The organism is Fulvimarina manganoxydans, from assembly GCF_900176465.1.
Taxonomy (GTDB): domain Bacteria; phylum Pseudomonadota; class Alphaproteobacteria; order Rhizobiales; family Rhizobiaceae; genus Fulvimarina; species Fulvimarina manganoxydans.
The window spans coordinates 57,292-80,047 of sequence record NZ_FWXR01000022.1 but is presented as its reverse complement, the minus strand read 5'-3'; the positions used below and the strand labels follow the sequence as shown (position 1 = coordinate 80,047).

At 64.3% G+C, this 22,756-nt stretch carries 21 protein-coding genes; 5 read left to right on the top strand and 16 right to left on the bottom strand.

Annotated features, from left to right (window positions below; genetic code table 11):
- Positions 1 to 207 precede the first annotated feature (207 nt).
- The 4 genes from B9A15_RS18685 to rimM form a co-directional block, all read right to left on the bottom strand.
- Entirely contained in the window at positions 208 to 510 is a 303-nt protein-coding gene (locus tag B9A15_RS18685) for a DUF982 domain-containing protein (RefSeq protein WP_084412046.1), read from the bottom strand.
- A 196-nt stretch (positions 511 to 706) separates the two neighbouring features.
- The gene (gene trmD, locus B9A15_RS18680) at positions 707 to 1,390 is read right to left on the bottom strand and encodes a tRNA (guanosine(37)-N1)-methyltransferase TrmD (RefSeq protein ID WP_084412045.1); all 684 of its coding nucleotides are present in this window, start codon (positions 1,388 to 1,390) and stop codon (positions 707 to 709) included.
- 23 nt (positions 1,391 to 1,413) lie between these two features.
- Entirely contained in the window at positions 1,414 to 1,716 is a 303-nt protein-coding gene (locus tag B9A15_RS18675; RefSeq protein ID WP_084412044.1) for a putative quinol monooxygenase, read from the bottom strand.
- Positions 1,717 to 1,857: 141 nt separating this feature from the next.
- Positions 1,858 to 2,454: a ribosome maturation factor RimM gene (gene rimM, locus B9A15_RS18670; RefSeq protein WP_084412043.1), complete on the bottom strand. Its 597-nt coding sequence runs from the start codon at positions 2,452 to 2,454 to the stop codon at positions 1,858 to 1,860.
- 173 nt (positions 2,455 to 2,627) lie between these two features.
- On the opposite strand from rimM, the gene B9A15_RS18665 reads away from it, so the two are divergent.
- Positions 2,628 to 4,502: a calcium-binding protein gene (locus B9A15_RS18665; RefSeq protein ID WP_084412042.1), complete on the top strand. Its 1,875-nt coding sequence runs from the start codon at positions 2,628 to 2,630 to the stop codon at positions 4,500 to 4,502.
- A gap of 44 nt (positions 4,503 to 4,546) precedes the next feature.
- On the opposite strand, the gene B9A15_RS18660 is transcribed toward B9A15_RS18665, so the two are convergent.
- The 3 genes from B9A15_RS18660 to ffh form a co-directional block, all read right to left on the bottom strand.
- A complete protein-coding gene (locus B9A15_RS18660; protein ID WP_084412041.1) occupies positions 4,547 to 6,058 on the bottom strand; it encodes a sensor domain-containing diguanylate cyclase in 1,512 nt (503 codons plus the stop codon).
- Between the two features lie 256 nt (positions 6,059 to 6,314).
- Positions 6,315 to 6,710 (bottom strand): 30S ribosomal protein S16, encoded by a 396-nt coding sequence (gene rpsP, locus B9A15_RS18655; RefSeq protein WP_084412040.1) that lies wholly within the window; start codon positions 6,708 to 6,710, stop codon positions 6,315 to 6,317.
- Between the two features lie 102 nt (positions 6,711 to 6,812).
- On the bottom strand, positions 6,813 to 8,378 hold the full coding sequence (ffh, locus tag B9A15_RS18650; RefSeq protein WP_084412039.1) for a signal recognition particle protein: 1,566 nt from the start codon (positions 8,376 to 8,378) through the stop codon (positions 6,813 to 6,815).
- A gap of 512 nt (positions 8,379 to 8,890) precedes the next feature.
- Between ffh and B9A15_RS18645 the strand changes: the two genes are divergently transcribed.
- Positions 8,891 to 9,982 carry an endonuclease/exonuclease/phosphatase family protein gene (locus tag B9A15_RS18645; protein WP_170923363.1) on the top strand — a complete coding sequence of 364 codons (1,092 nt, stop codon included), beginning with the start codon at positions 8,891 to 8,893 and terminating at the stop codon, positions 9,980 to 9,982.
- A gap of 42 nt (positions 9,983 to 10,024) precedes the next feature.
- On the opposite strand, the gene B9A15_RS18640 is transcribed toward B9A15_RS18645, so the two are convergent.
- Positions 10,025 to 12,463, bottom strand: coding sequence for a YbcC family protein (locus tag B9A15_RS18640; RefSeq protein ID WP_084412037.1), 2,439 nt, complete (start codon positions 12,461 to 12,463; stop codon positions 10,025 to 10,027).
- 24 nt (positions 12,464 to 12,487) lie between these two features.
- Complete coding sequence (locus tag B9A15_RS18635) at positions 12,488 to 14,059, bottom strand: proton-conducting transporter transmembrane domain-containing protein (RefSeq protein ID WP_084412036.1); 1,572 nt, start codon at positions 14,057 to 14,059, stop codon at positions 12,488 to 12,490.
- A gap of 113 nt (positions 14,060 to 14,172) precedes the next feature.
- Between B9A15_RS18635 and B9A15_RS18630 the strand changes: the two genes are divergently transcribed.
- A complete protein-coding gene (locus B9A15_RS18630) occupies positions 14,173 to 15,054 on the top strand; it encodes a LysR family transcriptional regulator (protein WP_084412035.1) in 882 nt (293 codons plus the stop codon).
- Positions 15,055 to 15,114: 60 nt separating this feature from the next.
- On the opposite strand, the gene B9A15_RS23055 is transcribed toward B9A15_RS18630, so the two are convergent.
- Positions 15,115 to 15,264: a hypothetical protein gene (locus B9A15_RS23055; protein ID WP_170923362.1), complete on the bottom strand. Its 150-nt coding sequence runs from the start codon at positions 15,262 to 15,264 to the stop codon at positions 15,115 to 15,117.
- 382 nt (positions 15,265 to 15,646) lie between these two features.
- On the opposite strand from B9A15_RS23055, the gene B9A15_RS18620 reads away from it, so the two are divergent.
- The gene (locus B9A15_RS18620) at positions 15,647 to 15,952 is read left to right on the top strand and encodes a hypothetical protein (protein WP_244557032.1); all 306 of its coding nucleotides are present in this window, start codon (positions 15,647 to 15,649) and stop codon (positions 15,950 to 15,952) included.
- Positions 15,953 to 15,956: 4 nt separating this feature from the next.
- Positions 15,957 to 16,433 (top strand): hypothetical protein, encoded by a 477-nt coding sequence (locus B9A15_RS18615; protein ID WP_342170523.1) that lies wholly within the window; start codon positions 15,957 to 15,959, stop codon positions 16,431 to 16,433.
- 122 nt (positions 16,434 to 16,555) lie between these two features.
- Here the strand turns inward: B9A15_RS18615 and B9A15_RS18610 are convergent, their stop codons facing one another.
- The 6 genes from B9A15_RS18610 to B9A15_RS18585 are packed head-to-tail and all read right to left on the bottom strand — an operon-like array spanning position 16,556 to position 22,697.
- Positions 16,556 to 17,215 carry a ThuA domain-containing protein gene (locus B9A15_RS18610; protein ID WP_084412033.1) on the bottom strand — a complete coding sequence of 220 codons (660 nt, stop codon included), beginning with the start codon at positions 17,213 to 17,215 and terminating at the stop codon, positions 16,556 to 16,558.
- Positions 17,212 to 18,312 (bottom strand): Gfo/Idh/MocA family protein, encoded by a 1,101-nt coding sequence (locus tag B9A15_RS18605; protein ID WP_084412032.1) that lies wholly within the window; start codon positions 18,310 to 18,312, stop codon positions 17,212 to 17,214. Before B9A15_RS18605 ends, B9A15_RS18610 begins: the two co-directional genes overlap by 4 nt.
- Positions 18,309 to 19,319: an ABC transporter ATP-binding protein gene (locus B9A15_RS18600; protein ID WP_084412031.1), complete on the bottom strand. Its 1,011-nt coding sequence runs from the start codon at positions 19,317 to 19,319 to the stop codon at positions 18,309 to 18,311. The genes B9A15_RS18605 and B9A15_RS18600 overlap by 4 nt, the downstream gene beginning before the upstream one ends.
- Complete coding sequence (locus B9A15_RS18595; protein ID WP_244557031.1) at positions 19,319 to 20,941, bottom strand: glycoside hydrolase family 43 protein; 1,623 nt, start codon at positions 20,939 to 20,941, stop codon at positions 19,319 to 19,321. The genes B9A15_RS18600 and B9A15_RS18595 overlap by 1 nt, the downstream gene beginning before the upstream one ends.
- Positions 20,938 to 21,768: a carbohydrate ABC transporter permease gene (locus B9A15_RS18590; protein WP_084412030.1), complete on the bottom strand. Its 831-nt coding sequence runs from the start codon at positions 21,766 to 21,768 to the stop codon at positions 20,938 to 20,940. The genes B9A15_RS18595 and B9A15_RS18590 overlap by 4 nt, the downstream gene beginning before the upstream one ends.
- Entirely contained in the window at positions 21,765 to 22,697 is a 933-nt protein-coding gene (locus tag B9A15_RS18585) for a carbohydrate ABC transporter permease (protein WP_084412029.1), read from the bottom strand. Before B9A15_RS18585 ends, B9A15_RS18590 begins: the two co-directional genes overlap by 4 nt.
- Between the last annotated feature and the right edge of the window lie 59 nt (positions 22,698 to 22,756).

Genomic DNA, 22,756 nt, shown 5'->3' with positions numbered 1-22,756 from the left:
ATCCCGTATCAAAGCCCGCGCGGCGTTTGAGCGGCTTGGAGATCTGTATCGCGAAGCGATCAAACGGATTTCGTATGAGAGTGTTTCGACGGATGGTTCATCGACCGCCATGTGGGGCAATGGCGACCGAATAGGCAGGGACAACCATGTTGTGATCACCCGAAAAGGGGTCGACGGCCGAAAGCCGATCGACCCCGCATCCCTGCCTTAGGCCGGCACATGGCCTCCATTTTGACGGCCTGCCGCGATCCAGGGCATGACCTTGATCGAATCCTCTAAAATGCCAGCCCGCCGAGCGAATTGGCTAAAACCCTTTTCGACGACGGACACCGGTTTGCGGCCAAGCTGAACGTCATAGCAGGCGCGCAGCACCGTTTCGGCCAGGATGTCGTGCCGGGTTTCCGTCCAACCCAGCAGGAAATCGATCGCGTCAGCGGTCGAGGCGATTTCCTGGACGAGACTGCGGCTGGTGCGCACGAATAGGGGCGAGGCGAAATCAACGGCGTTCAAAGCATCCTCCTCAAGAACAAACCTTGTCGATCTCACAGGGGCCCGACGGGTCGCTTCCCTCCGGGCGGTAAAAATATGGTCAGCCCGTTTCGGCCTCGCAAGTCCTTGGAGCGACACGAACCTCGCCAAAACCCGTGGAATCGGCCATCGCCGGAAGCGATGATCCACCTTTGCGAATTTGCGGGGGCGGCGCCCCTCAACGGCGCAGAAGGTCCGGCCGTCGCTCGGCCGTCAGGCGCTCTGCTTCCGTCCGGCGCCAGCGCTCCACCGCGCCATGGTCGCCGGAGGTGAGAACGGGCGGAATCATCCGCCCCTCCCATTCGGCCGGCCGCGTATAATGCGGATGCTCTAAAAGCCCGTCCTCGAAACTCTCATGGGTGCCCGACAGCGCATTGCCCATGACGCCGGGAAGGAGGCGAACCACCGCATCGAGAAGAACCAGCGCGGCGATTTCTCCGCCTGAAAGCACATAATCTCCGATCGAGATTTCGGTGAGCCCGCGCGCCTCGATGACCCGCTCGTCGACGCCCTCGAAGCGGCCGCACAGGATGACCGCGCCAGGACCGTCGGCGAGGCCGCGCACAAAATCCTGGTCGAGCGGGCGCCCGCGCGGGCTCATCATCAGCCTCGGCCGCTTGTCGCCCTCGGGCGCCGCATGGTCTATCGCTTCGGCGACGACATCGGGGCGCATGACCATGCCCGCCCCGCCGCCCGCCGGCGTGTCGTCAACCAGGCGATGCTTGCCGCGACCGAAGTTACGGATCTGGACGGTCTCGAGCGACCAGTCCCCACGCGACAGCGCCTTGCCCGCCAGCGAGACGCCCAAGGGCCCCGGAAACATGTCCGGATAGAGGGTGAGGATGGTCGCGGCAAAAGGCATGGATCAATGGGCTCGCTTGCGTCTCAACCAAGCTTTTCGCGCGCGCCGGCCTCGGTCACGTCGAGATCGCGGCCAAGAACGGTGACGGTGCGCAGCGTCTCTTGCCAGGTGGCGATGTGGGGCGAGCGGCCATGGGCGCTCAAGGCCTCGCGGCTCTCCCATTCCTCATAGATGCGGATGAGGCCAGGCTCGAGGAGATCTTCGGCAAAAGAATAAACGATGCAGCCGGCTTCGGCGCGCGTCGCGGCAATGACGGTTGCCGCCGCGACCCGCACTTTGGGCAGATCGTCTGCGAGAAGACGGAGTGTGCCGGAGACGATGACCATGGATGATCCTTTGCGTTTATCGCGAATGCCGGTGGGTGCACTTTCGGCGACGCCGATCGATGCCCAATGGAGCCGCGCAAGTCTCTCCCGCTGGTGCGCCCAGGGGTTTGTCTGCCGGCATGACGCGGCGCGTCCTCTCCGTCAATCATCGTTGCCCGCATCGCTGTTCAGCTCATCAAGGCTCTCCTGCGCCTCGCCCCCATTCTCCTCTTCTTCGGGCTCCTCGATTGACGCGAGACCGGCCGCATAGGGCTCGACGAGGATGAAACCGTCCTCGATATCAATTTCGGGGACGGCGGCTTCGGAAAAGGGGATCATGACGGTCTGCCCGCTCGCCGGCTCGATCTCCAGAATATCGCCGGCCCCGAAGTTGTGGACGGCGACCACCTCGCCGATGGGCTCGCCCGAGACCTGGCGCGCGAAGAGGCCGATGAGATCGTCGAGATAGAACTCGTCCTCTTCCTCCGTTTCCGGCAGGACGGAGCGATCGACGAAAAGCTCCGTCCCGTTCAGCCTTTCGGCATGGGTCCGGTCGCTCACTTCGGCGAAGCGCACCAAGAGCATGGCCTTTTGCAGGCGGGCCGCCATCACCGTGTAGCGCTGGCCCGCCTTGTCGTAGAGCGGCCCATAGGACGCGAAGGCCTGAGGGTCTTCGGTGAAGGATTTGACCCGGCACTCGCCGCGAATGCCATGCGCGCCGCCGATGACGGCAAGAAGGACAGGGGATTGGAGGATCATAGATCGGCCGTGTGAACCAGCGGTATCGTGAGGGTCGGCCATATCCGAGGATCGCCGGCTAGCGCAAGCGCCGAACCCTGATCGCGATCGAATGCAATCAGCACTTGACGTAAACGTTCGATATTGTCCCTAATGCTCGAAACAAAATGGGAAAACGAGTTGGGAGGCAATTCATGGCGATGTTCGATTATAAAGGCTACAGCACGGCACAGTCGACCGAGCTGGCCCTGACGACTTTCAAGCTGGCGGTCCAGGTCCAATTCGACAAACTTTATGGGATCGATCTCGATCGGGGGATCAACACGCTGGGCAGCCTTCTGCCGGCCGGGCTTACCGCGAACGCCATTTCGGCGGAGTTGCCGCGCGGCTGGTCGGCTATCCAGCCGGCCGCGCTGGGTCTGCCGGAAAGCGCCCGCGACTTCGACGGCTACTACATTATCGAAAGTCCGATCACCGGCCGTCTCTATTCCGGCGCCCAAGCCCAAATTCTCGAACAGCGCGACGAGAGCGGCGCCGTCACGCGCCTGTCGGTGACTTTTGCAGGGACGAATTCGCTCCTCGATCTTCCCGATTATACCCAACTCAATAGCGGAGAGATCGCCCCAAACATGGAGCCGATTCTCGCGGCAGTCCGCGATTACGCGATAGCCAAGGGTGTCGATGCGAGCGACGTCCTCGTCACCGGCTATTCGCTCGGCGCGGCCTACACCAACATCATGGCCGAATATGCCGACAGTCTTGCAGGCGGCTTCTTCGCAAATAGCAGCTATATCGCCCATGCCGTGCCGGAGATCTATGACGAGGGCGACCGTGTCCTCAATATCGGCTATGAGAACGACATCGTCCATCGGGCGGCCGGGGACGCCGGATCCTTGCAGGACGCGCTCGAAAACGCGCCGGGTCTGATTGGCCAGGATTACAGCCTTGAATCCTCGACCGATAACCTGATCCTCTTCAGCGACGACTATGCGAATCCGGCTTGGCCCTATGGCCCCTTCGCTTTGTATAACATTCCTGGCGGCTGGTCGGCCCATGTCCAGGGTCTTCTCGTCAATTCGATCGAGCGCATCGCCGCCTCGAGCTTTTACGAATTCACCGAGCGCGACAGTCTCGTCATCGTCTCCAATCTATCGGCGCTGCAACGCTCCACGATCTTTGTCGAGGACAAGGACACCGCGGCCTCCAACCCTAACCATTGCGGCGATTCCGCCTTTCTAATCGGCACGGATTTCGACGACCGTCTCGCCGGCAAGGGGGGTAACGACTATTTCGAAGGCTTTGCCGGAAACGATATCTTCCAGACTGGGACAGGCGCCGACCGCGTGGAAGGGGGGCGGGGTCTCGACACGCTGCAGCTCCAGGGCGATATGAGCGACTGGACCGTGACCCGGCTCGGCGACGGGACGATCGCCTTTGTCTCTCAAGATTATGGCATCGACATCGCGTCTGGCATCGAGCGCGTCACTTTCCTGGCTGCCGGGCCGCTCCATCTCGACCGCCATTACGACATTGCCGATAACAGGCTCGAAGACCGCAGCTATAGCGGCTGGCTCGACTTTCTCGATCGCGACGTCGCCTTCACGAGCAGCCGCCAGGGAACGGGTGGCGACGATCACTTGAGCGGCTCCTTGGTCTTCGGCCTTGCCGGCGACGACGTTTTGTCAGGCACGTGGCGTTCGGATGTGCTTCATGGCGGAACCGGCAATGACAGACTGGCGGGCGGTGGCGGCAACGACTTCCTCTATGGGGCCGAAGGCGCCGACGTCCTCTCTGGCGGTGGGGGAAACGATCTCCTGAATGGCGGGCTCGGCGACGACGTCTTCGTCTTCGACGCCGCCGGCGCGGGATGCGTGATCGTCGAGGATTTTCGGCTCTCGGATGTGGAAGAGGATCTGATCCAGCTTCTCAATTTCGCCGGCGATGGCCAGTCGTTCCTCTCGCTGGCGCGACAGGAGGCCGATGGCCTTCACTTCGATTTCGGTTACACGGAGCTGATTCTGCGGGGTCAGACCTTAGCCGATCTCGGATCTGAGATGATCATCGCGTGATCGGGCGTGCGGTGGGGCGCGTTTTGTAGGCCCGCTGCCAATGCTCACACGCGTGGCGTCGTGCGATTGCGCCGTCTTTCGTGCTTGGGCTCCAGATAATAGGCGCGCTTGGCTTCATACATCTGGGCGTCGGCGCGCTTGACGGTGTCTTCCAGCCGCTCGCCATCGCCCACGGTGGCGAGACCCATCGATAGGGAGAGGTGGCCGCCGCCATAGAACTGGTTGTTGACCTCGACCAACTCCTCGATCGCCGTCATCATCGAACGTCCCTCAGCCTCGCCCGCAGCCGGGAGGATGACGACGAATTCGTCGCCACCGATGCGGGCGGCGGTCGCCGGCCGCTGCACGGCTTCACGCAAGACCTCGCCCGCCCGGCGCAGAAGCGCGTCGCCGGCCGCATGGCCGAGCGTGTCATTGGTGTCCTTCAGCCCGTTGAGATCGGCCGCGATGATCGTCACCGGCATCGGCCCGCGCCGTTCCAGGCGGTTGAGCTCGTCGTCGAAATAGGAGCGGTTGTTAAGCTTGGTCAGGATGTCGTGCTTGCCGAGATATTCGAGATAGGCCTCGGCCTTCTTGCGCGCCGTGATGTCGGTCAGGGCCACCTGCACCAGCGACCAGTCACGCTCATGGCCGGGAAACACCGAGAACTGCATATGGACATGGAGCATCTCCCCGCCGAGGGCATAATTGACCACTTCCCGGCTGTGGAAGAGCTTGCCCTCCCACAAGTCGATCAGCTGTTCCTTGAAATGCGGGGTCATGTCGTCACGGAAGACGTCCGACAGATGCGCCAGGAGCGTTGCCTTGTCGGGCGCGGCGAAGAGGTCCAGCGTGTGCTGATTGATGTCGATGACCCGGATTTCGCTCATGCAGCGTTCGACGAATTCGGGATGAACATCGACGAAGGTCCGAAAATCGGTAACGCCTCGCAGGCGCACATCGTCGATCAGCGTCTTGACCGCACTAAAGTCCTCGACCCAGAGGGAGACGGGCGAATGTTCGAAGAGGCCGCGCGAAAAGGATTCGCTGGACGCAAGACCCCGGACCGCCTCCTCCCGTTCGGTCACGTCCTCGGTCGAGATGAGAAGCCGGCTCCAATCCTCTTGGCCCTTCGGTAGGATGCGCGCCTTGACCTGAACGTCGAGCCGTCGTCCGCTCAGCGTATAGTTGATCGCCAGGCTCTCGAAACCGTTTCGCCCCTCGAAGAGCTGGACCAGCTCGCCGGCATGGGTCTGGAACATGTCGCCGGAAAACACGCTGGACAGGTTTTCCTGCAGCGTATCGAAGCTCTCGGCCTCGAAGAGCTCGAGTGTCTTGGCGTTGACGGCCAGAAGCCGGATCGACCCTGCCGCTTCCTCGACAAGCTCTGGGTGCTCCAACAAATGGCGCTTCAGATCGGTCACGCCCTCGGCCCGGCATCGGTCGAGCAATCGCTTCACGCCGCTATAGTCTTCCAGCCAGAGCGGAACGGGCGCGAGATCGAAGACGCCTTTGGCGATCTCATCGGCCTCTTCGGGGGCATACCGCTTTAAAGTTGTAGCAAGGGCGTTGGTCATGGAAAACGGGCCTTGGAAGCTGAGGGCGGGCCTCATACGACAAAGGGGCGACGCCGACAGACGCCGCCCCCAAGGCTGCATAATGCTTTTTAAGCCTTAACGCTAACTTTCGGTGGTCGGAGATCGCGTCTTGCGGGTTGCGATCAATGATCGTTGCAAAAGGCTCTTGAAGGACCGCTCCAGCCGCGCGCAGGCATATCGTCCGTTGCGCAAGCGAAGGCCCTTCGAAAGCAGCGCGTCAGGCCGATCGCCGAATTTACTCGGCAGCTGCCTCTTCGGCCGGTGCGTTGGCGGCCTCGGCGGCTGCGGCCGCGGCCTCTTCCTCGCGCTGCTTGCGCTCGGCTTCACGCTCCTGGGCCTTCTTGCCCGGCAGACCCTTGGTCGGGTTGCTGCGAGCCGGGCGGTTGACGATACCCGCCTGGTCGAGGAAGCGCAGGACGCGGTCGGTCGGCGTCGCGCCGTTGGACAGCCAATGCTTGATGCGCTCTTCGTTGAGCGTCACGCGCTGGGCGTCCTTCGGCAGCATCGGGTTCCAGGAGCCGAGCTGCTCGATGAAGCGGCCATCGCGCGGCGCGCGAACGTCGGCGGCGACGATGTGGTAGTAGGGGCGCTTCTTCGAGCCGGCACGGGCGAGGCGAAGTTTCACGGGCATGTCTAAGTCTTCCTTCTGTCTTAAGGTGTGTCGGCGCGGGCCTTCTTGTGTCTCTCGCCCGCGTCCGTCTCAGGTCTCAGGATCGTCTCTGATCGAGCGGTCCTATTTCTTCTTCCCCGGCAAACCGGGAAACCCAGGCACGCCACCGGAGCCGGGCAAGCCCGGCAATCCGCCAGGGCCGCCAAGGCCGGGGGGCATATTGGGCATGCCGGCACCGCCGCCCTGCTGCATGGCCTTCGCCATCTGCTCGAGCTGCTTGGGGTCCATCTTGGACAGGTCCGGCATGCCGCCGGGCATTCCGCCCATGCCGCCGAGCCCCATCTTGCCGGCAAGACCCCCCATCATCTGCTTCATCATGCCGCCGCCTTTGCCCTTGCCCATGGCCTTCATCATGTCGGCCATCTGGCGGTGCATCTTGAGCAGCTTGTTGATGTCGGCGGAGGTGGTGCCGGAGCCGGCCGCGATACGCTTCTTGCGGCTGTGCTTGAGGATGTCGGGATTGGCGCGCTCATGGGCCGTCATCGAGGAGATGATGGCGAGCTGGCGCTTCAACATCTTATCGTCGAGGCCGGCGGCGGCCATCTGGTCCTTCATCTTGCCCATGCCGGGCATCAGGCCCATCATGCCGCCCATTCCGCCCATGCCCTGCATCTGACGGATCTGACCGGCGAGATCGTCGAGATCGAACTTGCCGGCCTGCATGCGCTTGGCCATCGCCGCGGCTTTTTCCGCGTCGATGGTCTGGGCGGCCTTTTCGACCAGCGAGACGATGTCGCCCATGCCCAGAATGCGATCGGCGATACGGGAGGGATGGAAGTCCTCCAGCGCATCCATCTTCTCGCCGACGCCGATCAGCTTGATCGGCTTGCCGGTGACGGCGCGCATGGAGAGCGCGGCGCCGCCGCGCCCGTCGCCGTCGACGCGGGTGAGCACGATGCCGGTGACGCCGACGCGCTCGTCGAAGGAGCGAGCGAGATTGACCGCGTCCTGGCCGGTCAGGCTGTCGGCGACGAGAAGAATCTCGTGCGGGTTCGCCTTCGCCTTGATGTCGGCCATCTCGATCATGAGCGGCTCGTCGATATGGGTGCGGCCGGCGGTGTCGAGAATGACGACGTCATAGCCGCCGAGGCGCGCCGCCTGATGGGCCCGGCTCGCGATCTCGACCGGTCCCTGGCCGGCGATGATCGGCAGCGTGTCGACGCCGGTCTGCTCGCCCAGCACCTTCAGCTGTTCCTGAGCGGCCGGCCGGCGCGTGTCGAGCGAGGCCATCAGAACCTTCTTGTTCTGACGCTCCTTCAGCCGCTTGGCGATCTTGCCGGTGGTCGTCGTCTTACCCGAGCCCTGAAGGCCGACCATCATCAGCGTGACGGGAGCGGGCGCGTTGAGGTCGATCGGCACCTGGGTTTCGCCGAGCATCGCCACGAGCTCGTCATGGACGATCTTGACGACCATCTGGCCGGGCTTGATCGACTTCAGGATTTCGGCGCCGACCGCCTTTTCGCGGACCCGGTCCGTGAAGCTACGCACCACTTCCAGCGCGACGTCGGCTTCCAGGAGAGCCCGACGAACCTCGCGCAGCGCCGCGCTCACATCCTTTTCGGAAAGTGCGCCGCGGCCCGTGAGGCCATTCAGGATGGACCCGAGGCGGTCCTGGAGTGAATCAAACATCGTCTTCCTTCCGATCCCTTCGCATCGCTCACACGAAAGGTGGTGGGTCGAACCCGCGCCCGAAAGACCGATGGCCCAAAGCGGTATGGCATCCGCGAGCGAAACTCGCTGGCGGATGTTGACCTCCGGGCGGCTCGTCTCATCTGCGGTTCAAGCAGAACGAGGGGCCCGGTCGGTGGCTCGCGGACAAAGGTCGCGGGATTTGGGGCCGACAAACATCAATCCGGGCGAAATGTCAAATTCCGTCGGCCGCTCATGACGGAACAGGATCGGATCTTCGAAACTTCGGGGCGGAAGAGCTTTGACCGGCCCCATGCGCCGATTTTCATAAGTTCAATGGACGTTTTCATGCCTTCGCCTAGCTGAGCAAACGAACCGCCGCCTTCGAACCGCCGAACGGGATGTCCTTCGATGCTGGCACCGCTTCGTCATTCCGGCCATTCTTCATCGCCCGGCTCACGCAGCTCGTCGACCGAGACTTTGCGCGAGACCTTGGCAAAAGGGGGCATGCTTTGAGCATCGCAACCATTATTCTCGCCGTCCTCGCCGGTCTTCTTCTGATCGCGACGGCCCTTCCCTATACGCGCATCATCCATGGCGCGGTGCGCATCTTCGAGTTTCCGCGTCTGCAGATGCTGGTGCTTTCGGTCCTGCTCGCCCTCGCGGCAGGCGTCCTCGTGCCAGAGGCCGGCTGGCGGTGGGGCCTCGTCGTCGCCTTTCTCATCATCGCAGCGGCGCAAGGCTTCTGGGTGGCGAAGTTCTCGCCGCTCGGCCGGCGCCAGTCCCAGCGTTATGGCGGCGATCCGAATGGGCCGAACACGGTCTCGATCCTGTCGTCCAATGTGAAGATGTCGAACCGCGACTATGGCCGGGCGCTCGCCATGGCGAAGAAGGCGGACCCGGATCTCGCCCTGTTCATGGAAACCGACGAGGGCTGGGCGAAGGGGCTGGAGCCTTTGCGGGAAAGCCACCCCCATGTGGTCTCGCGCCCTTACGACAACTCTTATGGGATGATCCTCTTCTCGCGCCTGCCCTTCGACGACGTGGAGGTGCATTTCCTGGCGATGGACAAGGTCCCGTCCTTCCTCGTCACCGTGAAGCTGCGCAATGGGCGCCATTTCCGGCTCTATTGCGTCCATCCCGAACCGCCGGTGCCCAATGCCGACTCCGCCGGGCGCGATGCCGAACTCGTCAAGGTGGCGCACATCGTCGTGGACGACGGCATGCCCTCCATCGTCTGCGGCGATCTCAACGACGTCGCCTGGTCCCACACGACGCGGCTCTTCCAGCGTCTGTCGAACCTCTTGGACCCGCGCGTCGGCCGCGGCTTCTACAACACCTTCGATGCCCGCTATCCGCTGATGCGCTGGCCGCTCGACCATCTGTTTCATGACGATCACTTCTCGCTCGTCTCGATGGATCGGCGCGAGCATATCGGCTCGGATCATTTCCCGATCCTCTTCAAGCTCGCTTTGACGACGACGCCCAGCGCCATCGATCGACCTGAAAGGGCCAATAGCGACGATAAGGAAGAGGCCGAGGACATCGTCGACGATCTGAAAGAGCTCGATCGCGAGCCGATCGGCAGCAATTGGGAGAAGTGATCGAGGGCCGGCGAGGTGTGTCCAGCCGGCCCTTCTAGGACGTCAGGCCGCCTCTTTGCGCTCTGCCTTGTTCGCCGTCGCGTCCTCCCAGCCCAAATTGCCGTCATAGCGAAAGGCCAAGCGCCCCGCCTCGTCGAGGGCAAAGAGGTGGAGCCATTTGTTGTCGAACAAGGCGCGCACCTCAGGATGGCGTTCGAGGATCGCGGTGATCTCCTCGCGTGGGGCCTCGACCAGGACCGACAGGCGCAAGGGTTCGTGGACGAAGTCCTCGCCATTATGGACCGACTGCCAAGGCAGCCCTCCTCTGAGCAGCCCGCCATTGCCCTCCACAACGCCGATCCCGCCGGTGACATTGTGGAGAAGCTTGTTGCCCGCTCCAAAGATCTCGGGGGCGACGGTCGAGCCGTAATATTGCAGGCTGATCCAGCTCGCGACGACGACCGGCGCAGTCAGGATCAGTTCGAGAACGCCGAAGCCGTCGTCCCGCCGCCAATCGTAATCGTGGAGAAAGGCGCGGCCGCCGAGATCGAGGCTCGACGTGCGGGCACGCGGCGCGGCGATGAAGGCCTCGCAGCCCGCAAGTCCCCATTCCGGCCGCAACTGGGCCCAGTCGCGCGCCCGGGCCATCACCGCTTCGCTCGTGTCGGCGCCCGGCAGGCGGTGCGAGCGCTCGGTCCGGGCGAGCGCGCCGGCCGCCTCCAGCCAGCCTTTGACCCGGTCGATATCCTTGGCATGGTCGCGCGAGACGTGGTCCTCGGCATAGAGCGTCACGCCGTCGGTCGTCGTATCGTGCCGCGCGCCCAGGAACAGCGTGTCGGCGGGGATCGCGATCCCGCGCCGGGCGAGTTCCTCCCGAACCGCGCGATCGTTGAGGAGGCCGGCCAGAAGCCGCGCATTGACCTCGCCCGAATAGCCGCCGCAAGCGCCGCAATGAAGCGCGCTGTGATGGGGATTGTTGACGACGCTCGCCCCATGGCCGGCCAGGACCACCAACCGGGCAAAGCCGCCGGTCAGCGACATGGCGTTCAGCACCGTCGCGGCCGTCGCCACCTTCGTTTCGAGATCGAGTTCCGGATCGAAACGCGGCTGCGGATCCTCCGACCGCCCGTCGGCCTTCAGCCCCAAACCGTCGCGCAGGAGCTTACCCACATAGACCGGCCCGGTGGCTTCGACGAAGGCGAAGGAGGAGATGGCCGCGAGCTTGAACCGGCCCCAGGCGCGCTTGGCCCGCAAGGCGATCCGCTTGGCGTGATCCTTGTTTTCCATCTCGGCGGTCGGCGCGCCCGCTCTCGTCTCGAGCGCGGCGTTCAGAAGCACCGGGAGACGCGCCTCCACCACATCGGAGGCAAAGCGATGGTGATCGACCCGCAGCCCAAAGAAGCCGGCGAAGCCGAGGGTCTGGATCGCCGGATCGAGGCTTTCCAGGGACCGGCGAAACACCTCCGAACGTACATCGATGCAGAAGGCCATCTGCAGGGCTGGCCGCCCTGCGGACGGGGCCGAGACACCGGGGTGCTTCGAGGCGGCTTCGGCAAAGCGAGCGGCGAGCCGGCGTTGGGAGGCTCGTTCCGCCGCCTCTTGAAGGATCGCGTCGATATGGTCGTCCGGGGTTGGCAGAATAGGCTTGGCAAAGCCGTCGGCGACGGCGCGCCAGCGTCTCGCGATGTCGTCGCGATAGTGCCTGAGAAGCGCAACCTCGAAAACAAGCCGAATGGCGAGAAGCTCGGTAAGGCTCGTGTCGGACGTTCCCGCCAGCTCGGCCTGCCAAAGCCGGTAGCGCGCTGCCTGCGCCCAGCCGCCGAGGCTCGTCAGGAGCCGATGGAAGTAGGCCTCCAGCGCGTCTTCGCGAAGGCCGAGGTGTTCGACCGCAGTGGCAATCGCTTCGGCGGCCGTTTCCGGCGTCGCGGCGACGCTTGCGGCAAAGCCCTTGAGGCCGGCGATCTCGGGGGTCAGATCATGAATGGCGCTCGCTCGCCAGCTCAGATAGGCGCCGTTGGCGCGGGGCATTTCCCAAAGCGCTTGACCCTGATCGAAATAACCTGCCGCCCAATGGCCGAAGCGCTCGGCGACAAAGCCCGGCCAGTCGATGCCGGACGCCTCTCCGGCGAGATCCGCCAGGGTCGGCAGGGCGATCGGCTCGGGCAGCTCGATCCGTGCCGCCTGCTTCAGGGCGGCGAGGCTCGCCGGGCGTATGGCCGGCGGGGCGGCCTCGAGCGCCGCGGCAAGATCGGCATCGGCGATCTCACCGGCGTCGATCCGGTCCGCATACCAATTGCGCGGCATGGTCGCGCGCGTCCCGGCGACACGCCGCAGCCGGGCGGCGGTGGCCTCGAGCCTCTCCCCCGTCTGGCCGAGAAACGGATTGACGGCGACGCTGGAGGCGAGCGGCCAGAGCGGCGGGATGGCGCGGCCGGCCCTGTCGGCCGCATCGAGGATGGTCTTGGTGTCGAAGGGCGAGGCGGTCTCGGCGATCGTCAGCATGGATTTGTCCTTTCCTTTCGACCCTTACGAGGATTTGCGGAGCGCCCATCCGCCCAGCATGCGGTCGAGCGCGGCGTTGACGTAAAGACCGTTGGAGAGATGAACCCTGAGGCCCGCGGCGGCTGGATGAGAGGACCAGAGGGGGAAGAGCGCCTGTGCGACCGCGACGAGGCCGAAGCTTACGACGGCGAGCGTCATCAGCGTCCATTCCAGGCGTCCCGGCGCGGGCGTTGCCGGCAAGGCTCCGCTCGTCAGCCATTCGGCGAGCCGCTGAAGGGCGAAATAGGCGATCGCCGCTAAGCCCGAATAGAGCATGGTCCGGCGCGTCAGAAGGCGCGGCGCCTGATCGGCGAGGCCTTGGGCCAGAAGATAGGCGACGCCGAAGATCAGGATCGCGCCCAGCGCCAGCGCTTGCGCCGACTTGTGCTCGAAGCCGAAGGCGAGGCCGAAGAGAGCGCCGATCGCCCCGTAGATGACGAGCGCCACGAGAAAGGCCCGGCCGACCGCGGCCCAGCTCGGAATGGCGATCGGTCCCGGCCGCCGGATCGAGGCGACCTGTTCGACCGCGCCGCCTGATGAGAGGAAGGCATGGGCCTTGTAGAGCGAGTGGGCGAGGATGTGGAGAAGGGCGAGGGGGAAGAGCGCCAGACCGCATTGCAGGATCATGAAGCCCATCTGCGCGACGGTCGACCAGGCGAGCGATGTCTTCACCGCCGGCTGGGTGAGCATCACCAACGCGCCGAACAGCGCCGTGAAGCCGCCGATGATCGCCAGCATGCCGAGAACGCCGGGCGCGCCCACCATGACGTCGGCGAAGCGGACGAGCAGGAAGCCGCCGCCATTGATCACCCCGGCATGGAGAAGGGCGGAGACGGGCGTCGGCGCCTCCATGACTTCGGTCAGCCAACCATGGGTCGGAAACTGTGCCGATTTCAACAAGGCGGCGATGGCCAGAAGAACGGCGGCGGTAAGGGCGGAGCCGTCCAACCCGCCGGCACGGGCGGCGGCGTTGATCGTCGCGATATCCGTCGTTTCGAAGGTGATGGCGAGAAGTGCCGCGGCGCCGACGAGCGATGCCGCGCCGAGGCCTGAGAACAGGCTCTTCTTGCGGGCCGCGCGCTGGGCCGTCGCCCGCTCGGGATAGAAGACGAGAAGCTTGTGGAGGCAATAGCTCGTGGCGATCCAGGCGATCACCAGCTGGACGAGATTGCCGGCCTGGACGAGGAGAAGGACCGAGGCGATCGCCGTTAAGAGCCAGCCCATGAAGAGCCCCTGGCGCGCCTCGCCGTCGAGATAGGTTCGGGCATAACGAAGGACGATCCAGCCGACGAAGCCGACAAGGAGGAGCATCGCCACGCTGACGGCATCGAGACGGGCCGACAGCCCTATGCCGCCGACGCCAATCAGCGGGCTGGTGCCGGGGCCTCTTGCAAGCAGAAGGACACAGGCGAGACCGGTCACGACGAAGGCCGCCAGCCCCGCCGCCTCGCTCAGGCCCGGCACGAGATGGGGGCGGCGTCCCGGCCGGCGAAAGGCGATCGCGGCGGCGATCAGAAGCGGCAGAGGGGCCGCGAGCGGCAGGAGATCAAGGGACATGGCAGCGCTCCTTGGGCAACGGGTTCAGACACATTGCAGTGCGAAATAGCGTCGCTGACCCACGAAATAAAATGCATTGTTTCGCATCTATCATTCGCTATGATCGAACGATCATGAGCGGACTGAATTATAATCACCTGCGCTACTTCTGGTTTGTCGCCCATGACGGCAATCTCACGCGCACGGCCGAGCGGCTGAATCTCACCCAATCGGCCCTGTCGGTGCAGATCCGCAAGCTCGAGGAGCAGATCGGTCATGCCTTGTTCGAGCGACGCGGCCGGGGTTTGCATCTGACCGAGGCCGGCCGCATCGCGCTCGACCATGCCGACACGATCTTCGCCGTGGGCGAGGAGCTTTTGAGCACGCTCAGCGAGACCGGCTCCAGCCGTCAGGCGCTTCGGGTCGGCGCGCTGGCGACCCTGTCCCGCAATTTCCAGATCGCCTTCTTGAAGCCGCTTCTCGGCCGCACGGATATCGAACTCGTTCTGCGCTCAGGGGGAACAGCCGAACTCCTGCGCTCGCTGGAAGCGCTCAGCCTCGACGTTGCCCTCGTCAATCAGGCGCCGCCGCGCGATGCGCTGACCCCCTATGTCAGCCATCGCCTGGCCGAACAGCCGGTCAGCCTGATCGGCACGCCGAGACGGCTGGCGGATGGGGCCAAGGACCTTGCGGAGCGTCTGAGCGCGCATCCGGTCATCCTCCCCACGGCCGATAGCGGCGTGCGTGCGGGCTTCGACGCGCTGATCGACCGGCTCGGCCTTCGCCCGCAGATCGCGGCCGAGGTGGAGGATATGGCGATGATGCGTCTTCTGGCGCGCGAAGATGTGGGGCTGGCGGTGCTCCCGCCTATCGTCGTCAAGGACGAGATCGAGACGGGGCTCCTCGTCGAGGCTGCCCGACTGCCCGATATCGCCGAGACCTTCTATGCGGTGACGGTGGAGCGGCGTTTTCCGAACCCGCTTCTCCGACCGCTTCTGCATCCGGGCGTTGCTTGAGGCCTATCGCGTCAGCTCTCCAAGGATGGTCGGCCCTGCTCGGCCCTTCATCCCTTTCAATCAGGAAAAGGCGAAGGCCAGAAGGCCGCCGACGAGAATGAAGGCGCCGATGATGAGAAACATCCGCCCCCACGGCCGGGAGCCCCGCTTGCCGAAGATCGTGTACCAGCCACGCGCGGTGTCCGGGTTCGGTTCATTGCCACTTGCCAAGACGAAACCTCGCTCTTGCCTGTCGTTCTCGTTCTTCAAAGAACGGGATCGAGCGAGGAACGTCGCAGGGCGCCCCCGACGAAAAGGATAGCCGTCAAGCCGCGTGTGGGAGCGGGCAAAGGGAGGATCGCTCGTCGGGTCGCAGGCAAACAGGATAGGCTCGCAGCATTCCTTGCTCTTGCCCGCCTCTTGCGCCCCACGCTTTTCGATTGAACGCGCTCCGAAGATCGTCATGTTAAACGATGAAAGCAAATTGTTGAACGCGGATGCAGCATGCTCAGGGGGCATCGCTTGGCTACTGACGGCGTTCCGCATCGCCCCCTATGTATGTGAGGGGCGGGTTCGCGACTTCCCATCATGGGGCATCCTAAAGGTGAGCGACATGAAGAGAGGCGGCCGCGAAAATCTGCGATCCGAAATGGTCGTCCCGTCGCTGAAGTCCGGCCGGATGGTGGAGGCCGTCCTCACGGCGGCTGCCGAAGACGGCCTGACCCTTGCCAAGGATGGACGCATTGCGGGGCGGGTGAGCCGCGAACTGATCGACAAGGCGAAGACCGCGACGGGCATCACCTCGGATACCGAACTTCTCGAATTCGCATTGGCCACCATCGCCCTCGAAGACAAATTTGCGGACGCGTTTCATGAGGTTCGCGGGACGGTCGATCCCGAGATCGACTTCGGCCTCTGACGCCGTGGCCTTCGACTTCGCTGCGGCCGAGCGCGTCAAGCGGATCGATCCCGGCCGAACGCTCGCCCGGCGCCGTGACGACGCACTGCCTTTTCTGGGGCACACGGCTTTTGCGGGTGGTCCGCTGCTTCTCGATACCTGTGTCTATCTCGATCAGATGAAGGGAACGGCGCCCGACGCCGTCGACCGCCTAGCCGATATTCGCATTGTGAACCATTTGATGGTCGCGGTCCAAGAATTGATCTTCGCGATCGGCTTCCTCAGCGAAGACGATCCGCGCATGCCGAATGTGAAGGCCGCCATAAAACGGATCGTCGAGGCGATGCCGAGGCATCGCCTGTTCGTGCCGGATGCCGACGTCATGGGGCGGCCGCCGTCCTTGCCGGCATCCTCGCCCGAACGCAGGGCTATGCCAAGAACGATCGGGCCAAGGCGCTCAACGACTGCGCCTTGTTCCTGCAGGCGGAAAAGTTCGGCTTGACGCTGCTGACGGCGAATGCGGCCGAATTCGACATCCTGCTCCGGCTTCGCCCTTGGGCGAGGGTGCTCCTTTATCGCCCCGTCCGAGTAAGACACGCCGAATAGGTTGTTCCTCGACTGCGCTCAGTCGCAACTTGCGGCCCAGACGAGGCCTCGGCGCAGGATTTCCTTCATCTGCGGCGCGTCGAACTCGGCGGCCACGTGACCGAGGGCAGAGTAGAAGACACGGCCCCGTCCATAGCGATGCTTCCAGACGACGGGCATGACGGTTCCCTTGGTCCAGGGGGCATGCTCGCCGCTGAAGATCGTCGTCGCCAGCACCTCGATGCCGGGATCCACATGGAGATAATATTGCTCCGAGTGGTAGTCGAAGTCGCCAATGCCTTCGACCAGGGGATCGTCCGGCTTGGTGATCTCGACCCGGTAATCGATGATATTGCCGGGATGGGCGACCCATTGGCCGCCGGTCATGAACTGATAGGCGGGCTCCTTGCGGAAGGCATCGCCCATGCCGCCGTGAAAGCCGCCGAGACCCGTTCCCGCCTCGATCGCCGCGACGAGATGGCTGAGCCCGTCCTTGGCGACCTCGACCTGGGTCATCATCGGCACGATGAGGTCGAAGCGCTCGAGACCGCCATCGGAGAGGATGTCCGTGCCGGCGACGCGCGTCACCACGAAGCCTTCGTCCGCGAGCATCGTCTCGACGATCTTCGAGGTCGCTTCGGGCTCGTGACCCTCCCAGCCGCCATAGAAGATGAGGGCCGTCTTGTTGGTCTGGCTCATGCCGCGTCCTGTTCTGTCAGTGTGGTCTCGCGCGCCATCGGCTCGGGCCGGACGCAATCGGTTCGAAGGGTTTCCATCTGCCCGGTCTCGACGGATCTGAGCGCCGACTCCATGACGTCGAGCACATGCAAGGCGAGGTCGCCATTGGCGCGGTGCGGCCGGTTCTCGCTGATCGCCGCCGCCATATCGGCAAGGCCGAGGCCGCGCCAATTGTCGTCGCCAAAGGCATGGGTGGTCGGCTGGTCCCGCCATTCGCTCTCAAACAGGCGGACCGTGCCGTCGAAGCGGTTCGGATCGGGAATCGCGAGCGAGCCCTCGGTGCCGTAGAGTTCGAGCGGCGTGTGGAGATGGGCGCGCACGTCGAAGCTCGTCGCGATCTGGACGAGGGCGCCGCTGTGAAATTCCAAGATGCCGGTGATATGGGTCGGGGTCTCAACCGGCACGGCTTCCCCGGCGCGCGGGCCCGTCGCGATGACGCGCTCGCTGCGTCCCTTGGCGCCTCGGGCAAAGACCCTGGCGACGGGGCCGAGGCAATGGACCATCGCGGTGATGTAATAGGGGCCCATATCCATCAGCGGCCCAGCGCCCGGCCCGGCATAATAAAAGTCGGGATTGGGATGCCAGCGCTCATGGCCGGCGAGCATCAAGGTCGCGGTTCCCGCCGTCGGCGTGCCGATCCGCCCCTCGTCGAGAAGCGCGCGGGCGCTCTGATGGGCCCCGCCGAGAAAGGTATCGGGAGCCGAGCCGATGCGAAGCCCGGCCTTTTCGGCCGCCTCCACCAGGCGCTGCGCCTCGGCGACGCTCCCCGCGAGCGGCTTTTCCGAATAGACGTGCTTGCCGGCCGCGATCGCGGCAAGGCCGACCTCCACATGGGCCTGAGGCACTGTGAGATTGAGGACAATATCCACGTCCTCGCGCGCCAGAAGCTCGTCGACGCTGACCGCTGGGACGCCATGGGCCTTACCCTTGGCCCGGGCTGCCTCGGCCCTCATATCGGCGACCGCCCGCAGAGCGAGATTGGAGAAGCGCGGAATATTGCTGCAATAGATTTCGCTGATCACGCCGCAGCCGATCACGCCGATGCCCAAACGTCTCATCGGGAGACCTCCATTCGCTGTCCGTTCTGATCGAAGAAGTGAAGATATTCGTCCTGCGGCGCGAGCCTTAAGGTCTCGCCCGCCTTCAGGCGGATATGGCCTGGAAGCCTGACGGTCAGTTCGCCGAGCCTGTCGGCCTCCACATAGGCGATGGTGTCGGCGCCGAGCGTCTCGACCACCTTGGTGTGAGCCTCGAAGCCCTCGCCGCCGTCCGAGACCGTCACATGTTCGGGCCGGAAGCCGACGGTCTCGGCCTCCTCGTGCCCGATCGCCGCGCCCTTGACGAAATTCATCTTCGGCGAGCCGATGAAGCCGGCGACGAAGACCGTTTCCGGCCTGTCATAAAGGTCCATCGGCGCGCCGACCTGCTCGATGCGCCCCTTGTTCATGACCACGATCCGGTCGGCCAGCGTCATCGCCTCGACCTGGTCGTGGGTGACGTAGATCATCGTCGCGTCGATCGACTGATGAAGCTGGGCGAGTTCCACCCGCATCTGGGTGCGCAAAGCCGCATCGAGATTGGAGAGCGGCTCGTCGAAGAGGAAGACCTCGGGCTTGCGCACGATCGAGCGGCCGATCGCCACGCGCTGGCGCTGGCCGCCCGAAAGCTGCGCCGGCTTGCGGTCGAGATAGTCGTCCAGCGCCAGGATGCGGGCAGCTTCCGCGACACGCGCCTCGCGCTCGACCGTGGGCGTCTTGGCGAGCCGCAGGCCGAAATCGATGTTCTGGGCGACCGTCATATGCGGATAGAGCGCATAGGACTGAAATACCATGGAGATGCCGCGCTGGGACGGCTCGGTCTTGGTGACGTCCTTTCCGCCGATCGCAATGCGTCCGCTCGACGGGTTCTCGAGACCGGAGATGATGCGCAGAAGCGTGGACTTGCCGCAGCCGGACGGGCCGACCAGGACCGTGAAAGAACCGTCCGGGACAGTCAGATGAAGGTCCGGGATGACCGTCAGGCTGCCGAAGCGCTTGGTGATCCCTTCCAATCGAACATCGGCCATCAGCGCGCCTCGTAGGAAAATGACAGGAAATCGGCCGGCCGGCCGCGGCCCGAGGTGTCATGGGCGGCCATGCCGATAAAGGCGCCGGTGAAGTTCGCGCCTTCGCCGCTCCCGGCCTCGTCGGAGATCGCCGATTGGTCGAGAACGATGGGAAGAGTGGTCCAGTCCTGGCTGTCGCCGAGCGCGTAGCGGAAGCGCAAGTCGGCCCGGTCGACGTCGCAGCCGAGCCGGACGACGCCCGTAGGAGGCAGCGCGATCGGGCTTTCCAGCGGAAAGGTGAGCCGCGCGAGGGGGAAATCGCCGGCGCAGCTATAGACCGTCAAAAGCCGGTTGCCGGCCTCGTCGGCGGAGACCGCCAGATAGTGGAACTTGTCGCGGCCATACCAGGAGATCAGCCCGGCGAGCTGCTGATAGTCCCCCGGTTCCACATCGGTTTGCGTCTCGGCGGCGAAGGCGAAGTCGGTCTGTCGCCGGGCAATCAGCGCATGTTCGAAGGCCGAGCCGGGGCTTTCGCGCCCGAACAGCCGCAAGGCGCCTTGTCGCTCGGTGAGGGAGAAGAGCCGGCCCGGCTCCGGCGTGCGCAGCCATTGGAAGGCGAGGGGCAGGTCAGGGGAGGCAAAATCGGTGCGTGCAGGCGGCGGGTCGAAGCGATGTTCGGCAAGCTTGGGCGCCTCCACCCGATCGGCCGGGGCCGTTCCGCCATGGGCGAGACGCGGAAACTCGCCGGCCGGCCATTCGAGCTTCTGGATCGCCGTTTCGCGGCCGAGCGGCGAGCGGCGATTGTCGGTGAGCGACAAAGGCCGGGAGCAGAGATGGACCATGTAGAAGTCGCCATCGGCCGTCTCGACGATGTCCGCATGGCCGGCGCGCTGGAGCGTGCCTTCGGTTCCCTTCGCCGTCAGCACATGCTGGCGCGGATCGGTCTCGTAAGGCCCTTCGAGCCTCTTGGAGCGGGCGATGGTGACGGCGTGGTCGTAGCCGGTGCCGCCTTCCGCCGTTAAGAGCCAGTACCAGCCGTCGCGGCGATACAGATGCGGACCTTCGGTGAATTTGGAGGGCGTGCCGCGATAGATGTTGCGGATCGGCCCGGTCAGACGCTCGGCCTTGGGGTCATATTCCTGCATCGCGATGCCGACGAAGCGGTCGCCCGGCGCCACATGGTTGTGGTCCCAGATCATATTGACCAGCCATTTGCGGCCGTCCTCGTCGTGAAACAGCGAGGGGTCGAAGCCGGACGAGTTGAGATAGACGGGATCGGACCAGGGCCCTTCGATGGAAGGGGCGGTCACCAGATAGTTGTGGGTGTCCTTGAACCCCCCGTCACGCCGTTTCACATCCGTATAGATCAGCCAGAACAGGCCGTCGGAATGGGTGAGGCACGGCGCCCAGACGCCGCCCGAATCCGGATCGCCGCGCATGTCGAGCTGGCTGGCGCGATCGAGCGGGCGTTTGACGAGGCGCCAGTTCTCGAGATCGCGGGAATGATGGATCTGGACGCCCGGATACCATTCGAAGGTGGAGGTCGCGATGAAATAGTCCTCACCCACCCGGACGATCGAGGGATCGGGGTTGAAGCCGGGCAGGATCGGGTTCTGGATCATGGTCATTGTGGCGGTGGTCATCCCTTGACGGCGCCACCGGTCAGGCCGGCGACGATGTATTTCTGGGCGGCGAGGAAGAAGACGATGGCCGGCAGGATGCTCAGCGTCACGAAGGCGAGCGTCCGGTTCCATTGGGTGACGTATTCGCCCCGGAACTGCATCATGCCGAGCGGCCAGGTGAAGGCCTCGCGCGAATTGAGGACGACCAGAGGCAGGAGAAAGTTGTTCCAGCTCTGGACGAAGACGAAGACCCCGACGGTCGCTAGGATCGGCGTCGAGAGGGGCAGGGTGAAGCGGAAGAAGAACCGCACATAGCCGCAGCCATCGAGATAGGCGGCCTCGAACAAATCCTTCGGCAGCTGCTCGAAGAAGGTGCGGAAAAGGAGGATCGCGAGCGACAGGCCGAAGGCGGTCTGCGGCAGGATGACGGCCCAGTAGGTGTCAAGAAGGCCGAGATCACGGACCTTGATGAAGAGCGGCAGGATCGCCGTCGCGAAGGGAAACATCAGGCCGAGGAGAAGATAGGAAAACAGCATCCGCGAGCCGAAGAAGCGGATCTGCGCAAAGACGTAAGCGGCGGCCGCCCCGACGAAGAGGGTGAGAAGGACGCAGCCGATCGAGATGAGGAGCGAGTTCAGGAGATAGCGCCAGAACATCGGATCCTCGGCGATCGAGGCGTAGAATTCGAGGTTCCACGTCTCGGGCAGGGCAAGCGCCCCCGTGCGGATCTCGGCATTGGTCTTGAAGCCGCCGAGGACGGTCGCGAGCATCGGCGCGAGAACGAAGCTCGCGACGAGGCAGAGAAAGGCGACCCTCGCGATGTTGCGGATAAGCTGGGCGCGGCTCATGCGACGGCCCCCCGTTTCATGAAGAAGCGCTGATAGAAGACCGCGACGGTGACGGCGGCGATGAAGAGGATGACGCCGACGGCGCTGCCGAAGCCGATATTCAGGCGTGTCAGGCCGAAGGTGTAGAGATAGGTGACGATGGTGTGGGTCTGGTTCGACGGTCCGCCATTGGTGAGCGGAATGATGATGTCGAAGACCTGCAGGGCGCCGATGATCGCGAAGAAGGCGCTGACGATGAGGGCCGGCTTGATCTGCGGCACCTGGACATAACGCACGATCTGGGTGCGGCTCGCCCCCTCGATGCGCGCCGCCTCGATGAGGTCTTCGGGCACGCCCTGCAGGGCGGCGATATAGATCATCATATGGAAGCCGAAATACTTCCAGACGATGACGGTCATGACCGCGACGAAGGCCCAGTCCCGATCGGCGAGAAGGAAATAGGGCTCGCTGCCGATGGCGGCCGCGATCGAGGCCGAAACCCCGTAATTGCCGTCGAAGACGAAGCTCCAGATGAGACCGGCCGCGACCTCGGCAAGAATATAGGGGACGAAGAAGATCAGCCGGAAGACGGCGTTGGTCGGCGTCTTGCGATAGATCAGAAGCGCTAGCACGAGCGCCAGCGGCATCTGGATGAAGAGCGAGATCAGGACAATCTTCAGCGTGTTGCCGACCGCGGTCTGGAAGATCGAATGGCCGACAATGCGCTCGAAATTCTCCACCCCGACATAGTCGGTCGGCGAGCCGTAGCCGTTCCAGTTGAAGAAGGCGTAATAGCCCGATTCCGATAGAGGCAGGATGACGAAGAGCGTGAAAAGGATCAGCGCCGGCGGCAGAAGGATCAGGACGGCGGTCACGCGGCCGTTGCCGAGCCCGCGCCTGAGGCGAAGGGAGAGCGGCTCGCTTGAACGCGCCGCGTCGAGGCTGGCCATTGAGGGCCCTCCCGTTTGGTGAATGGGTCTAGCGGTTGGCCTTGCAGCGGTCGGCGAAC